Source organism: Marinobacter mobilis (assembly GCF_900106945.1).
In the GTDB taxonomy this organism is placed as follows: Bacteria; Pseudomonadota; Gammaproteobacteria; order Pseudomonadales; family Oleiphilaceae; genus Marinobacter; species Marinobacter mobilis.
Genome location: NZ_FNNE01000002.1, coordinates 174,137 through 188,515 on the forward strand (window position 1 = coordinate 174,137; position 14,379 = coordinate 188,515).

The following is a 14,379-nucleotide window of genomic DNA, read 5'->3' on the forward strand; positions in this document are numbered from 1 at the left end:
ATGCACAAATGTACCATATAGAACATTTGTACCATTTTCTTGCCCTTCATATTTAAAAAGAGTCTTTTGCTACTCCCGTTATCGCGCCAATACTGAGATGACCGAACGCAAGGAAATTTTGATCGCGGTGCTGTGTTCAATCGCGCTCATGGGAGGGTGTAGATGTGTCAGACTGGAATTCGCAGTTAACGGGAGTTGTAAAACTTCTCAGCATTGTCTGTCTCGGGGTTGTGCTGGCTTCACCGGCCACAGCCGGAAACGGTAATGGGAAAAACGGCAATCAGGGAGGTTCAGACCCGGTCGTGGAACCGTCGGTCATGGCCACGTACCGCGGCAGTGCCAAAGCGCTGGATGTCAGCGTTAATCTGTTAGTGCTCTCCAAGGATCTGGTGATCTCAGACACCGGTGAACTGGACAGTGTCGGCGGGAGCAAAGATGAATCCCTGCTGGAAATCAACGAAGACATCGTCCAGGCGGCGCTGCTTAAGGCAACCACCGTCGGGTCTGGTCATCAGACCGATTCCATGGCCCAGACTCTGGGGCTGAACCTGGATCTGACGTCTCTGGGGGTAGGCCTGAGCATTGGCGCATCAGTTCTGGAGGCTGGTGCGACGGCTCGCTGTCAGAATGGTGACGTCGCCCTCACGGGTTACTCGGATATTGTCGGTCTGACCATTAATGGCCAGTCAATCGAAGTGGGGACTGATCCCAATGTATCTGTAGATCTGGGGCCGCTGCTGGAAGTTCATATCAACGAACAGATTGTGGACAGCTACGGCATGACCGTCAATGCTTTGCGGGTTGTGGTTCTGGATGTTTTGGGAGCACCGGTTGCGGAGGTCATTATCTCCCAGGCTCGGGCTGGTATTGATTGTGGCTCCGGACCGGAGGGCGAATGCCCGGATGGCGCGGACTTCGTGACTGGCGGAGGCTTTATCATGGGTCCGGACGGTAACCGGGTTACCTTCTCCGTACACGGAGGCTACTTCCCGAACGGTGACCTCAAAGGCGGGATGAACCTGGTCACCAGCGGTCACCACATTAAAGGGTCACCAGCGCTCGGTTACTACATCATCGACGAGACCACCCGGCAGCTTGACTTCATGGCGGATGACTCTGGCCAAGCCACCGTCTGCACCGTCACCGTAGCGGATAATGGCGAGCCGGGGCGTGATGACACCTTTGCCATCACTTGTGACACGGGTTACAACACCAGCGGAGTGATGTCACAAGGCGGCAACATCCAGCTGCACAAGCCCCAGGCGTGCAGTGACTCCAAGACCAACAAACGTGGAGGCAGAAACCGATAGTTCCCATGCGTTAAGCCACGGAGGTTGGGGGTACCTTTTGCTGACGGGTACCCCCTTTTTTATGGGATCTTGCCTGAGTCAGCCATGTCAAAAATCTCCGGCCCAAGTCATAACAGGGACAGTTGGTTTCCTCCAGGGCGTTGGAACAGGTCGGTTCTCAGAGGCGCTCTTTCATCCCTGGCGAGGCCTTCGGCTCTGGCCTTTCGGGCAAAGCGCTGACGAATCAGATCAGCGTAGGGGCCGGTACCGGTCATGCGTTCGCCAAACTGTGACCGGTAGTTTTGTCCGCCCCTTGAATCACGGATCCGGTTCATGACATGACTGGCTCGCTGGGGAAAATGTCGATCCAGCCAATCTCTGAACAGGTCATCCAGCTCATGGGGGAGCCTCAGCAGTATCCAGCTGGCGCTGGTGGCGCCAGCTTCAGCTGCGGACTGCAGGATGGACTCGATTTCATGGTCGTTAATGAACGGAATGACGGGGCCCATGATAATGCCAGTGGGAATACCTGCAGCCGAGAGCTCACGGATCATGCGAAGTCGGGTTGCCGGAGCCGCAGTCCGTGGTTCCATCTTGCGTTTAAGGTCATTGTTCAGGGTGGTCAGGCTCACCCGGACGGAACAGAGTCCCTGGCTGGCCAGCTCGGTGAGCAGGTCGAGATCCCTGAGGATCAGCGCGCCCTTGGTGATAATGGAAACGGGATGGCGATATTCGACCAGTACTTCAAGAATCTGGCGGGTGATCCGGCGCTGTTTTTCCAGCGGCTGGTAGGCATCGGTGTTCACCCCGAGGGCGATGGCTGAAGGTTGATAACCGGATTTGTCCAGCTGCTGTCTCAACTGGGCAGCGGCATTGGGTTTGGCTGTCAGCCGTGTTTCAAAATCCAGCCCCGGCGACATATCCCAGTAAGCATGGGTTGGACGTGCGAAACAGTAGACACAGCCATGTTCACAACCGCGATAGGGGTTAATGGACTGTTCAAACGGAACATCGGGCGAACGGTTGCGGCTGATGATGGACCTGACCTGTTCATCCCGGACCTCTGTCGCCAGGGAGTCCGGACAGATGTCATCATCTGGGTCATGGTACCAGCCATCATCCTGCTGGCGATCGCTGACAATGGTCTGGTAACGGTTGTGGGGGGTTAGGTCAGTGCCACGTGTTTTCATTGCCATGCTCAATACTGTTTAAATATACAGCATTGAGCATAGCGGTCTTCACAGGTTGCGGCAATAGGTCCGGACGAGCGGCTGCCTAGATCTGTACCTTTTCATACAGATCAGGCACACAGCAATCCCAGCCAAAACGGTCACGTATACGCTTACGCATGATATCGCTGGCCAGTGGTTCGCCATGGGTGACGTAGACCCGGTCAGGGCTCAGGGATCCCTGACCCAGCCAGTCCAGAATCTCCTGGTAGTCGCCATGGGCGGATAGTGAATCCAAGTTGAAAATCTCGGCTTTGACCGGCCAGTGCTCGCCATGGATCTTTACCGACTCGGCGCCGTGGACCAGCGCATCCCCGCGGGTTCCCGGAGCCTGAAAGCCGGCGAATACTATGCTGTTCCGCGGGTTCGGCAGCAGCGTTTTCAGATGGTGGAGCACCCGGCCACCGGAAGCCATGCCACTGGCTGAGATGATGATGCTGGGAAACCGCTGGCTATTGAGTTCAATGGACTGCTCAACGGATTTGACGAACTCGGTGTTGTGGTCAATCAGGGCGCAGTCGTCGGTGGAGAGTCGGTGTTCCTTGTGATGGTGGCAGAAAATTTCCGTTGCCTTGATGGCCATGGGACTGTTCAGGTACACCGGCAGTCGCGGAATGCGATGCTCACGCATCAATTTATGGATCAGGTACAGCAGCATTTGCGCCCGGCCTACAGCAAAGGCGGGAATCAGCACAATGCCACCCCGCGCTGAGGTTTCAGTAATGATATCGGTCAATATCTGTTCCGGGTCACTATCGTCGTGCAGGCGATCACCGTAGGTGGATTCACAAATCAGGACGTCAGCTTTGCTGAGTGGTTCCGGTGCCCGCATGATCGGGTCGTTCTGGCGACCTACATCGCCACTGAACACGACCGTGCGGTTGGATTCGCTGTGGTGGACGTGAACGCAGGCTGAGCCAAGGATATGGCCGGCCGGAGTCAGATGTACGGACATACCGCGCACCGGTTCAAAGCTCTCATGGTAATGCACGGATTCAAAATGCTTCAGAGCTTCCCAGGCGTCCTTCTCGGTGAACAGGGGCTCAGGGGTTTCGTGGCGGGAGAAACGTTTTCGGCGGGCATATTTCGCGTCTTCTTCCTGCAGGTAGCCAGCATCAGGCAACAGTACGCGGCACAGATCGTGGGTCGCTTTGGCGCAGTAAATACGTCCTCGGAAGCCTTGTTTTACCAAGGCAGGCAGGTAGCCTGAGTGGTCGATGTGGCCATGGGTGAGAACGACTGCATCCAGTGATGCGGGGTCTACCGGGAATCTGGCCCAGTTCCTTCTTCGCAGCGTTTTCACGCCTTGATAGAGACCACAGTCCACCAGTAATTTATGCTTTTCATCGGTTAACAGGTAACGGGACCCGGTCACGGTTCCTGCTCCACCCAGAAACTGAAGCTCCATAGCTCTGCTGCTCCTTCGCCTGATGTGCGTCTATGAAATCCTGTCTCCCTACTATGGACCACAAAACGGATTTTGACCTTGATCTGTGGCAGTCGACGTCGCGTCTTTTATGCTGCAGGCATCTGCAAGGCCGCCCTGCAGCGGCGCTTTAAATCACTCCCAGGGTGGTCAGAGCGAAGGGCAGAAGCAGGGCGGTGAACACGCCGGTCAACCCCATGCCGAGGGAAGAGAAGGCACCTGCTATGGCACTGATTTCGAAGGCCCGGACCGTGCCGATCGCGTGGCCATTGATCCCCAGGGTCAGACCGATCAGACGATCATCACTGACGCCCAGCCAGCGGGCCAGCCATTCAACGAAAAGCGAGGCCAGTACCCCGGTTGCCAGCAAGCTACCCATCAGCAGAGAGACGGAGCCACCAATCTGTTCATTGATGCCAATGGCGATGGGGGCCGTGACAGATTTGGGTGCCAGCGATGCCAGCACCTCACCGGAAGCACCGAGGGCCCAGGCAATGACCAGCGCATACAGTGCGGCCACCGTGGCTGCCAGCGGGATGGTAATCAGAATCGGCCGCCACAGGGCGCGGATGTGGTGGAACTGCTGATACAACGGAACGCCCAGGGCGACGGTTGCGGGACCGAGTAGGAAGGTCAGCCAGTCGGCGCCCTGCTGATAGTCTCGATAATCGATGGCAAGCAGCATCAGTAATGCGGCCAGCAGTACCGCGGCCAACAGGACTGGAGGACACCATGCCGGCTGTCCCAGCCTGCGGAAAATACCAAGGCTGAGGAAATAGGCAATCAGCGTCAGGAGCACCGCCAGGGCCGGAGTACCAAGAAGGTGGGGCAGCAATTGCTGGAATCGTTCGGCCAGTTCAGTCATGGGACCGAGCCTTTGAGCTGTCGGGCAGCTGGAGTCGCAGCAGCGCCAGAGTGCTGAGCACACTCAGGAACGTGCCCCCTACCAGCGCGAGGGCGATGGCAGGCCACTGGCCGTCGAAGCGGTTGCCAAGGAAGAACACCCCGACAACCCCCGGCATCAGCAGTACGATCAGGATCGCAATCAGCTTCTGGCTGGCCAGGGCGACATCGTCGCGGACGCCTCCAGACAGCATGGCCCAGAGGCTCAGTAACAGCATGCCGATGATGCCGCCACTGACCGGCCATTGGAACAGCAGACGCAGGGCTTCGCCCAGCATCAGAAACAGCAATAGGGTAAGGAAACCTCGTAACAGGGGCATAGGGCAGCCTTAATCTTCCGCAACAGCGTAGTCCATGAAAACCCGGCGCCATTATGGGGCGGAGAAGGGCGGGATGCTATCCGTAAAGCTCATCATCTGTCTTCCCGCCCTAGGCGGATAGCACGGCAGGGACTTGTGTAAGCGGGGCAGAGGTAGGAACTTTCATGCCGCGGAAGCCCTCGGGCCACGCCAATGGAGTTGGTACTATTGTGCATGAATGTTAATAAAAGTTAATGAATTCCAAAGGTTAATAATGGCCGTTTGAGCGCCCCGGTTTTTGCTCTAAATACAGAAACAATCCTGATACAAATTAATACCTCAGATTCCTTGTCAGTCAGCGCCCGCCGTCCTAGTTTTTGTTCAAAGAAGGCCGGATGTTGCAGGGCGAAATCGTTGCTTTCCGGCGCTTCAGGGTTTCATAGACGGACCTCGTGCGAAGGGAAGTTTTCAGTACATCGAACGATGCCCGACTGGTTGTGTAACTCGCTATTCAGAAAACGCATTCGGCGTTTGGCAAGGGAGAAGTGGCGTGCAGAAAATTCATACCCCGCAGTCGGAATTCACTCGAAAGTCTTCTTCCCGGCAGGAGCCTTCACCGTCGATGTTACTTCGTTATCTCTCGGAAGTTGCCCATGCCCTCATGTTGACGGCATAGCCAGACGTGTACCGGTCGCTCCGTCGTCGTGCCGGGTGACAAGACCATCATTTTTATTAATGCGAGGGTAAAGGTTTGAAATACCTTTCCAGTATCGGCCTTTCTGTAAAAGACGAAAACGTCCTCAAGTCGCTTATCGACTTGCTCGGGGCGCGCATGTCTGAGGAATGGCACTACAGGGACGACGTTCCGGCGGACGCCCTGCTGCTGGATGTTGATAACCCGGATGCCATTGCAACCTGGAAAATGAGGCCGGAGACAGCCCGGCGTAACACCATTGCCTACTCCAACAGTGAGCCCGGGTTCGCCCTTACCCGTCGCCTGGCCAAACCATTGAGAGCAGCCGAACTGATTGCGGTTCTGAAAGATATTGAACAGGCCAATGATGAGTTGGCGGTACCGGTGGTTGGCTCTGAGGCCACTGAGGTGACCACCTTGGCGGATTGTGTGGACCGACAGGGCAATGGGGTGATGCGTCTGGCCTGTGGCGACCGGGAGGTCGTCATCGATAGGAGTCGTCAGCAGTTTTGCAGCTCCGAAAGTGGCGAATCGCTAGCGGCATTGTTGACTCTCCCGCTCCCGGAATACCAGATCAGCACCGGGGCGGACGTGCGGCTTCCGTCCGAAGCATCCGTTCGCTGGCAGGATCAGAAGGCGGTGTTATGGCTTGTTGGGCAATGCGGCTCTCATGGCAAGCTGCTCGATGGCGTTGACCGGAACGGACTCTTCAGGCTGAACCGCTGGCCTGGTTTTGGCCCGGTGCGGCCTTCTCATACAGTGCTTTCTCTGTGCTCTCTGCTGAGCCGTAAAAGCGCCATGGGGATTGCCGACATGAGGGAAGCCACCGGATTGCCAGAGTTCGACATCATCGCATTTATTAATGCCGCCTTCCTGACGGGAATCCTGGATATTCAGAGTGGGGACGTGGCAAGGCCAGAAACCGGAGCTGCCAAACCGGAGGTATCTACGGAGCGGAAGGGGCTGCTGGCAAAAATTCGCTCCCGGTTGGCCAATCCACGAACGTAAGGGTCTAGCTGTCGATGTCTGAAATAAAAATCATCATTACCGGAACACCGGGGGCGGGGAAAACCACCGCCATCGCAGCCATCAGTGAAACACCCCCGGTTCGTACCGATACCGCGACCACGGATGAACTGTCTGAGGTCAAGGAACAAACCACGGTTGCCATGGACTTCGGGGAACTGACCCTGGAGGACGACCAGAAAGTATTTCTTTACGGTACTCCGGGTCAGCGGCGTTTTGAGTTCATGTGGAAGATCCTGGTACAGGGCGGATTGGGACTGATCATCCTGGTGGACTGTACTCGTGAGGATCCTCTCGCTGACATGAAGATGTATCTGGAGAACTTCTCCGACTTTATTGCGGAAACCGGAGCAGTCATCGGTCTGGTCAAACGGGATATGACTGATACCCCACCCCTGGACGAGTTCTATCAGGCTCTGAATCAGCAGGGGCTGATGTTCCCGGTCTTTGAAGTGGATGTTCGGGAGCAGGGCGATGTCGCCCTGATGATCGATGCCCTGGTTTCCCTGCTTGAATATTCATAACCGATGATCAGGACCAACCAAACACTATGAGCCAGGTAAGAATCAGCGAAAACGGCGCCCAGTTTTGCCAGAGTGTCTTCGACGACATGATGACCCAGAGTGACGCAGTCTACGGCGTGTTGATATCAACCGTCGATGGTCATGATGTGGTCAAGTGTTTCAAGCAGGATATGCCGGCATCCAAGCTTGCGGCCATGATGAGTTCGGTGTTGGCGCTGGGTGAAACCGTGGCCATCGAGGCGGACCAGCAACAATGCCGCTATGTGATTGTAGAGAACAGTAATGGATATATCCTGACCCTGCGCCTGAAGGAAAAACTGGTGCTGACCGTGATTGCCCGGGCGAACGCGAACCTGGGGATGTTGCACAGTATTACCCGTAGTGCTGTGGAAAAGCTGGCCGAAAAACTTAAATAAAGGCCGCGGTACACAGAAAACCCACCCTGAGAGAGAGTTTGTACAATGGAAACACTGAACGATATCTGCGAAGGAATTGTAGCGGAAGTAAATGATGGCCTGGGAGCTGCGGTGGTTGACCTGGATTCCGGGTTATTGCTCTCTGTTGCGCATAATGTGCCTTACTTTACCCAGAGTTATCTGGATGCGGTAGCGGCTGCGGCGGTTGATATGTTTCGTGGTAAAACCGTCAACACGGTCGAAAAACTGATTGCTTCCCAGCGTGGTACCGAGCTGAAACAGCTGGTGCAGGAAGTCCAGATGACAACGGAAAAGACGTTCCACTTCATGAGCATCGTGCCTGGTAAGCCCAATGCGCTCATGGTGCTGATTACCGGAAAGAAAGCAAACCTGGGTATGGGCTGGGCGGCCTTGCGCAGTGCCCTGCCCAAAGTGGCTCCGCTCTGCCCCTGAGCCTGCCGGCCTCGGCAAAGGTGGGAGCAGGCTCCCACCTGGCTTTTCCTGTGTTACTTGCCCTGCAGTAACCTCGCTGCCAGCTGCGGAGGAAACTGGTGTTGGTTCAGGTCGTTGATGGTGGCCTGGATATCGTACTCTATGTTGTAGAACTGAAAGATCTGGGTTTCCGGGTCGAACAGTGCAAACTCCGCCCCTGTTTTACCTCCTCTGGGCTGCCCTACGGAGCCCGGGCATACCAGGGCATGGGAAATGCCCTGCAGATCGAATGTTGCGTCCATGCTGTGACCATCGGTTTTGCCTTTACGGTAGTACACGCCGGAAAGGTGGGTGTGGCCGTGCATGCAAAAGCGGATGTTACGGCTGCTGAGGTTGTCCAGGTTGTCTTCAAAGGTCATGCGGTAGACATAGCCGTTGAAGAAGGATTTGTCCTGGGGAGCACCATGGAGTGCCAGCCATTGCTCGCCACGGGCCGACAGTGGAAGCTCCCTCAGCCAGGCCTTCTGGAGGTCAGAGAGTCTCGGAATGGTCCAGTCGATCACCCAGCGTGACATGGCTGAAAAGCCTTCCCGGGCTCCCCCCGTCGCCGCTGCATGATCATGGTTACCCTTTATGATGTGCAGAGACGAACGCCGCAACAGGTCGATGCATTCGCCCGGATGGGGGCCATAGCCAACAATGTCACCCAGTACGATTCCGTAACTGACCGAGTGGTGGGCGAGCGCCTCAAGAACGGCCTTCAGGGCCGGCAGGTTGGCGTGAATGTCAGCCAGAATAGCCACTTTTCCATGACCGGGCGAAAACAGCTGCTCCACCGGTAGCGAGTTGAGTGCGCCGGGTTTGGCCGCGCCGGTTCCAGTCGCATCGGTGGTTGAGCCGAGGCCATCACTGAGGGCCTTCATGCGTGCTCTCTGCTCGTCGTTCCCGGTATACAGATCGTGAAGGTGTTCCTGAATGACGGTGGCCCAGTGGTTGTCCGCAAAGGCGGTGACTACGGCCGCCCGAATGGCCTGCCCCAGAGCCCTGAACAGTTCGTCGCCAAGGTTTTCATATTGCCTGACCCAGACCCCCAGAGCGCTGGAAAGGGCTGAAAAATCATCCCAGTTATAGAGATCGTCATCGAGGTAGTACAGGCTGCCGTCGGAATCGAGACCAAAATTTGAAAGGCCGGCATCCAGCATCTTCTCGAAACGCTCGGCCACCCCCAGATAGAGCGTGCTGTAGTCGCCGAAGACGGCGTCAAGCCGACGGTGATCACCATGAATCATGTATTGGTGAAGGGGGGTCAGCAGGGGGGTGGCGTTACCGATCCAGATCTGGTCCTGATAGTGGATCAGCAGCCAGGTCTTGCTGGGGTGGTGAACGCCATAATTGCGTTCACTCTCCAGAGCCTTGCGTGCCCACTCCTCGGAGTTTTTCTGGTTCAGGTGCAGATTTGAATGAACCTTCAATACCAGGGTGGGCGACAGGAAAATGCTGGTTCCGGGGCGCCCGGTAAAGGATTCTCCATGCACCAGCTCCTGCTTTTCTCCGGTCAGCGCCTTGAAGGCATCATCCGTGGCAATCGCCTGCCCGGGCACCAGGGCGCCGATGATCTGCAGATTGTCCGGGCTGAGCATGTGGGCGATGTGTTCAAGTGGCAGGGGTGGGGTGGTCATGTCAGGACGCCTGGCTTTTAGGTTAACCCAAGCCTAGCCCAGTTCCTCGTATTTTGCCCATTGAATCAAGGTGATGAGGGGCTCAGCAGGTGTGTAGCGGCACCTTTGGGTGATCACTGGTTGGCGGCAGTAGTGGTTGCAGTTCGACCCAGCTAAAGGTCGGCCCACTCTGGCAGACATAGCGGTGTTTGAGGTAACAGTGACCACAGGTACCTGCGGCACAGTGCATGCGTCGCTCCAGCGACAGCCAGATGGATTCTTCCGGGATGCCTCGCTGGATCAGGTCGCGGCCAAGAGCGGTCATCATGGCTTCAGGCCCACAGAGGAAGGCGGCCTGCGGGGTATGTCCCCAGGTTTGAAGAATCTTCGGCAGAGCATCGAGGGGCGTCTGGCGACCTGGGTGGTCGGGGTGATGTTCCACCACCTCGAATAATGCCAGCTGATCCTGCCAGCGAGCCCGCTCCCGGCTCAGTACCCGGGCTTCCAGACTGCGGGCACCGTAGATAAGGGCAACGGGAGCCTGACCGGATTCCAGCAGTCGATCGGTAAGACTGACCAGGGGGGCGAGTCCGCAGCCACCACCGATCACAAGAGCCGGGCCTTCGGGCTTTGTGGTGATGGGCCAGCCACGGCCGAAGGGGCCGCGGGCGCCGACAATCGCGCCCGGTTCCAACCGGAACAGGGCTCCGGTTACCGCCCCCATTTTCCGTACCAATGCCCACCAGTGCTGATGGCCGTCGGGAAGTTGGGTGAAGGTTAGCGGCACTTCTCCGACGCCGGGTACGGAGAGCATAAAGAATTGCCCGGGTTGGGTATCCGGCCACAGGCCGCTGTCTAGCAGCCGGAAGTGGAAATGGCGGGCATCCTCGCCATCGTCATAGAACTCGACCAGCTCGGCGGAGACAGGGGTGAGGCTATTCATGGCAGATCCGTTTCATGACTGAGTGAACACCGATAACGCCGGGGCAGGTGACTTCGCAGCGGCCACAGCCAACGCAGCCGTAGCGGCCAAAATCCTGCCGGAAGTCATCGCTGAACTTGTGGTACCAGAACCGTTGTACCCGGGCCCCGGCATCGGCACTGGGGTTGTGTTGGCTGGCTTCACGCTGGAACCCATCGTACAGGCAGGAGTCCCAGAACCGCCGCCGGCTGATGGTTTGTTCTGAAGACTGATCCTGAACCCCGTAGCAGGAACAGGTGGGGCACAGGCTGGTGCAGCCGGAGCAGCTCAGACACTGAATGCCCAGGTGCTGCCACAGATCTTCGGCGATTTCTCCGGCATTCAGCCGCCGTGCCCCTTCTACAATGTGGTGGTCATCCGGGAACTGCTGTTCGCAGTCCGCCAGTTGCTTATCCCGCAGTTGCTGCGCACATTCAGATGCCGCGGCGAGGCTCAGTCCCCGCAGGCTATCTTCTCCTTGGGTGCTGGTGGCGGTCAGCAGCCAGCCGTCGTCAAGGGGATGTAATACCAGGTCTGCGGTCCCGGCACGGGCCCCCGGGCCGGCGTCCACGGTCGGGCAGAATCCGTGTGTGCAGGGCGTGGTGCACTCCAGTCCCACCAACAGCCCCTGCTGGCGACGAGCCTGGTAATGTGGGTCGTCGGCAAAGAACTGATCCTGGTAGGCAAGGGCAACGAGGTCACAGCTGCTGACGCCGATCAGGGCAAAAGGCTTGGGCCGCGGCAGCGTTTCCCTGAAATAGCGACCATCGAACTCGAAAACGTGTTCCTGCTCGGCAAAGAAAAAACCTTTGGCCGAGCGCGCAGGCCGGCCTGCAACCAGAGGCGATGGCGTGGTCGCGTCCGTTTGAAACCAGTCCTGACGGGCGTCGTGTTGCCAGATCTGACGGGTTCGTCCGAGGTGCCGGGTGAGCTCCGCCAGATCGGTCAGGAAATAGGCCATCATCCGGATGTCTCCTGGGGGTCGCTGCCAGAGGTCTGAGCGAGGATGGCCTGTATAGGGCGAGGTTGCTGCCCCTCAGGTAAGGGGCAGACCCGCACAGCGCAGACCTTGAGCTCCGGCATTTTTGAAATCGGATCCATGGCCCGGTTGGTGAGCTGGTTGGACGGGGCTTCATGGAAATGGTAGGGCATGCTGACCAGTCCCGGAGGCAGGTCATCGGTCAGGATCGCGCGGGTTTCCAGGTAGCCACGCCGGGACCGGACACCGACCGCGCTGTGGTCGCGCAGGCCAAGGGACTGGGCATCCAGGGGGTTGATAAACAGGATGCCATCTGGGGTTTCGCGTTCCAGCAACGGTGACTTGCGACTCATGGATCCACAACCGTAATGGAAGTGGAGGCGGTTGGTGGTCAGTTGCAGCGGGTAGTCACCATCGGCGGGCTCATCAATGTCTACATGGTGAACCGGAATCAGTCTGGCACGGCCAATCGGAAAGGATGTCTGGTGCAGTAGGGCCGTGCCGTCAGGCGCCGTTTCATTGCACGGCCACTGCAGGCCATGATGGCGGGCCAGTTTCGGATAGGTCATGCCGCTGTAATTGGGGGTAATGGCCGCCATCTCATCGAACACTGCCTGGCTGTCTGTCCAGTCTAGGGCCTTGCTCCCCAGCCGTCTGGCGATGGCACCTAGCCACTGCCAGTCGCCCCGGGACTCGCCAACTGGCGGTATTGCCTGGTGGACCAGCTGCACCCGGCGTTCGCAGTTGGTGAAAGTGCCATTCTTTTCGGCAAAGGATGCTGCCGGAAGCACCACATGGGCATGGCTGGCGGTTTCGGTCATAGTCAGTTCTGCCACCACCAGCAGATCCAGTGCCTTGAGTGAGGCCAGCACTTCGTTCTGATCCGGGTCGGTGACCACTGGGTCCTCGCCGAACAGGATCATCCCCTTGAACACGCCCCGCAGGGCGGCCCGGGTCATACCCATGGAGGTGAGGCCGGTACGGTTTGGCACCAGGCACTGCCAATAGTCACTGATTCGCTGGCGCGCCGCTGGATCGGCCACATCCTGATAGCCGGGGTAGACGTTGGGAAGGCAGCCCATGTCACAGGCGCCCTGGACATTGTTCTGTCCTCGTAACGGGTTGACGCCGGTGCCGGGGCGCCCCATCTGGCCGCAGCTGAGCGCCAGGTTGGCCAGTGCCATGACATTGAACGTGCCACTGACAAACTGGGTGATCCCCATGCCGTAGAAAATCATCGCATTGCCCGCCTGACCATAGATCCGGGCCAGCGTCTGGATCTGTGATGCAGGCACGCCGATGGCCTCGGACAATCGGCTGGGGGAGCAGTCGGCAACCGCTTCGGCAAGGGCTTCGGCACCTTCGCAGCGGGCATCAAGAAACGCCTGGTCCTGCCAGCCGTGACGATAGATTTCATGGAGCAGGGCATTCGCCAGCAGGATATTGCTGCCGGATCGGACCTGCAGATGCAGGTCCGCCAGTTTGGCAAGACGGGTGCGGCGAGGGTCAACCACAATCAGGGTGGCGCCCCTGAGCTTTGCCTCAATGATGTGTCCGCCAAGGATGGCGTGGTTTTCGGTAGCATCGGAACCCCAGACCACAATGACATCGGCCTGATCGATATCCGCCGCGCTGTTGGTCATGGCTCCGGAGCCCAGGGTCTGTTTCAGTCCTGCAACGGTAGGGCTGTGGCATATCCGGGCACAGTGGTCGACGTTGTTGGTGCCGAGTACGGCGCGGGCAAATTTCTGGGCGGCGTAGTTGTCTTCGTTGCTGGCCCGGGCGCTGCTGATTACACCGACGGCATCGGGACCAAGTCGGGTGATGATGTCTTCCAGCCCAAAGCAGATCACTTCCAAGGCTTCCTCCCAGCTGGCTGCGCGGAAGCCGTTGGGGGTGCGTATCAGGGGGTGTTTGAGACGGTCGCCGGGCTCGATGGCGAAAGGCGTACTCCAGCCTTTGGCGCAGAGCTTACCTTTGCTGATGGGGTGGTCACTCTGGGGGGACACGCCGACGACACTCTCCTGATGATCCACCAGAAGGTTCATGCCACACCCCACACCGCAAAATGGACAGATGGTCTGCACTGACTGTTGGCCCGGCATCGTCGCCTCCCTCGCATGGCGCTGGACTTTGAGACTGGGCCCGTCGTACCTACTCCTGTCTGGCGAGCTGGACCACTCCTCTATTGTGGGTGATGGATGTGATTTTTGCAGACCGAATCGAAAAATTGTTGAGCTGTATCAGTAATTCATTGGCAGAGGGCGTGCCGTACCCTTTTGCTGTCGTGTCGGGGTCAGTGGGCCTTTACTTTCTGCTTACCGCAGCGGGTGCAGCGGTACACGGTCACCAGTTTGCCCTGTTTCACGTCAAACTGTTTCGCCTTGCACACTTCCCACTTATGAAAGTCGTGCTGGCACAGACCTTTGCGCGGCGTCTTCTTCCCAGGCTTCTTGAAAGGCAGGATGGTTGCCATGGCGGTGGTCTCCTGTGTGGGGTGCGGGCTTGGCACAACAGGCCTGTTCAGTACAGAGGCGCTGGTA

Annotated in this window: 14 protein-coding genes; 5 read left to right on the plus strand and 9 right to left on the minus strand. The window is 57.9% G+C overall.

Annotated elements, in window-relative coordinates; genetic code table 11:
* Nucleotides 1-317 precede the first annotated feature (317 nt).
* Complete coding sequence (locus tag BLV11_RS03330) at nt 318-1,310, plus strand: choice-of-anchor P family protein (RefSeq protein WP_091811537.1); 993 nt, start codon at nt 318-320, stop codon at nt 1,308-1,310.
* Between the two features lie 107 nt (nt 1,311-1,417).
* Here BLV11_RS03330 and BLV11_RS03335 read toward each other — a convergent pair whose 3' ends face one another.
* From BLV11_RS03335 to BLV11_RS03350, 4 genes are all read right to left on the minus strand, one after another.
* Nucleotides 1,418-2,479, minus strand: coding sequence for a PA0069 family radical SAM protein (locus tag BLV11_RS03335; protein WP_091811538.1), 1,062 nt, complete (start codon nt 2,477-2,479; stop codon nt 1,418-1,420).
* A gap of 85 nt (nt 2,480-2,564) precedes the next feature.
* On the minus strand, nt 2,565-3,926 hold the full coding sequence (locus BLV11_RS03340) for an MBL fold metallo-hydrolase RNA specificity domain-containing protein (protein WP_091811539.1): 1,362 nt from the start codon (nt 3,924-3,926) through the stop codon (nt 2,565-2,567).
* A gap of 148 nt (nt 3,927-4,074) precedes the next feature.
* On the minus strand, nt 4,075-4,809 hold the full coding sequence (locus BLV11_RS03345; RefSeq protein WP_091811540.1) for an LrgB family protein: 735 nt from the start codon (nt 4,807-4,809) through the stop codon (nt 4,075-4,077).
* The gene (locus tag BLV11_RS03350; RefSeq protein WP_091811541.1) at nt 4,802-5,167 is read right to left on the minus strand and encodes a CidA/LrgA family protein; all 366 of its coding nucleotides are present in this window, start codon (nt 5,165-5,167) and stop codon (nt 4,802-4,804) included. The genes BLV11_RS03345 and BLV11_RS03350 overlap by 8 nt, the downstream gene beginning before the upstream one ends.
* A gap of 730 nt (nt 5,168-5,897) precedes the next feature.
* On the opposite strand from BLV11_RS03350, the gene BLV11_RS03355 reads away from it, so the two are divergent.
* From BLV11_RS03355 to BLV11_RS03370, 4 genes are read left to right on the plus strand one after another with little or no spacing between them, the layout of a single operon-like run.
* Nucleotides 5,898-6,848, plus strand: a complete 951-nt coding sequence (locus BLV11_RS03355) for a hypothetical protein (protein ID WP_091811542.1) — start codon at nt 5,898-5,900, stop codon at nt 6,846-6,848.
* 14 nt (nt 6,849-6,862) lie between these two features.
* On the plus strand, nt 6,863-7,390 hold the full coding sequence (locus BLV11_RS03360; RefSeq protein ID WP_091811543.1) for a GTP-binding protein: 528 nt from the start codon (nt 6,863-6,865) through the stop codon (nt 7,388-7,390).
* 26 nt (nt 7,391-7,416) lie between these two features.
* Nucleotides 7,417-7,806: a roadblock/LC7 domain-containing protein gene (locus BLV11_RS03365; RefSeq protein ID WP_091811544.1), complete on the plus strand. Its 390-nt coding sequence runs from the start codon at nt 7,417-7,419 to the stop codon at nt 7,804-7,806.
* Between the two features lie 45 nt (nt 7,807-7,851).
* Entirely contained in the window at nt 7,852-8,259 is a 408-nt protein-coding gene (locus BLV11_RS03370) for a hypothetical protein (protein ID WP_091811545.1), read from the plus strand.
* Nucleotides 8,260-8,312: 53 nt separating this feature from the next.
* On the opposite strand, the gene BLV11_RS03375 is transcribed toward BLV11_RS03370, so the two are convergent.
* The 5 genes from BLV11_RS03375 to BLV11_RS03395 form a co-directional block, all read right to left on the minus strand.
* Nucleotides 8,313-9,917 (minus strand): metallophosphoesterase family protein, encoded by a 1,605-nt coding sequence (locus BLV11_RS03375; RefSeq protein ID WP_091811546.1) that lies wholly within the window; start codon nt 9,915-9,917, stop codon nt 8,313-8,315.
* A gap of 82 nt (nt 9,918-9,999) precedes the next feature.
* Complete coding sequence (locus BLV11_RS03380; RefSeq protein ID WP_091811547.1) at nt 10,000-10,839, minus strand: iron-sulfur cluster-binding protein; 840 nt, start codon at nt 10,837-10,839, stop codon at nt 10,000-10,002.
* Complete coding sequence (locus BLV11_RS03385; protein WP_091811548.1) at nt 10,832-11,821, minus strand: 4Fe-4S dicluster domain-containing protein; 990 nt, start codon at nt 11,819-11,821, stop codon at nt 10,832-10,834. The genes BLV11_RS03380 and BLV11_RS03385 overlap by 8 nt, the downstream gene beginning before the upstream one ends.
* On the minus strand, nt 11,818-13,941 hold the full coding sequence (gene fdhF, locus BLV11_RS03390) for a formate dehydrogenase subunit alpha (RefSeq protein WP_091811549.1): 2,124 nt from the start codon (nt 13,939-13,941) through the stop codon (nt 11,818-11,820). The genes BLV11_RS03385 and fdhF overlap by 4 nt, the downstream gene beginning before the upstream one ends.
* Before the next feature lie 191 nt (nt 13,942-14,132).
* The gene (locus BLV11_RS03395; RefSeq protein WP_091811550.1) at nt 14,133-14,312 is read right to left on the minus strand and encodes a hypothetical protein; all 180 of its coding nucleotides are present in this window, start codon (nt 14,310-14,312) and stop codon (nt 14,133-14,135) included.
* Nucleotides 14,313-14,379: the final 67 nt, after the last annotated feature.

Coding starts and splice junctions, on each gene's coding strand:
- BLV11_RS03330 (WP_091811537.1), top strand. CDS start 318: ATGGCCACGTACCGCGGCAGTGCCAAAGCGCTGGATGTCAGCGTTAAT.
- BLV11_RS03335 (WP_091811538.1), bottom strand. CDS start 2,479: ATGAAAACACGTGGCACTGACCTAACCCCCCACAACCGTTACCAGACC.
- BLV11_RS03340 (WP_091811539.1), bottom strand. CDS start 3,926: ATGGAGCTTCAGTTTCTGGGTGGAGCAGGAACCGTGACCGGGTCCCGT.
- BLV11_RS03345 (WP_091811540.1), bottom strand. CDS start 4,809: ATGACTGAACTGGCCGAACGATTCCAGCAATTGCTGCCCCACCTTCTT.
- BLV11_RS03350 (WP_091811541.1), bottom strand. CDS start 5,167: ATGCCCCTGTTACGAGGTTTCCTTACCCTATTGCTGTTTCTGATGCTG.
- BLV11_RS03360 (WP_091811543.1), top strand. CDS start 6,863: ATGTCTGAAATAAAAATCATCATTACCGGAACACCGGGGGCGGGGAAA.
- BLV11_RS03365 (WP_091811544.1), top strand. CDS start 7,417: ATGAGCCAGGTAAGAATCAGCGAAAACGGCGCCCAGTTTTGCCAGAGT.
- BLV11_RS03370 (WP_091811545.1), top strand. CDS start 7,852: ATGGAAACACTGAACGATATCTGCGAAGGAATTGTAGCGGAAGTAAAT.
- BLV11_RS03375 (WP_091811546.1), bottom strand. CDS start 9,917: ATGACCACCCCACCCCTGCCACTTGAACACATCGCCCACATGCTCAGC.
- BLV11_RS03380 (WP_091811547.1), bottom strand. CDS start 10,839: ATGAATAGCCTCACCCCTGTCTCCGCCGAGCTGGTCGAGTTCTATGAC.
- BLV11_RS03385 (WP_091811548.1), bottom strand. CDS start 11,821: ATGATGGCCTATTTCCTGACCGATCTGGCGGAGCTCACCCGGCACCTC.
- fdhF (WP_091811549.1), bottom strand. CDS start 13,941: ATGCCGGGCCAACAGTCAGTGCAGACCATCTGTCCATTTTGCGGTGTG.
- BLV11_RS03395 (WP_091811550.1), bottom strand. CDS start 14,312: ATGGCAACCATCCTGCCTTTCAAGAAGCCTGGGAAGAAGACGCCGCGC.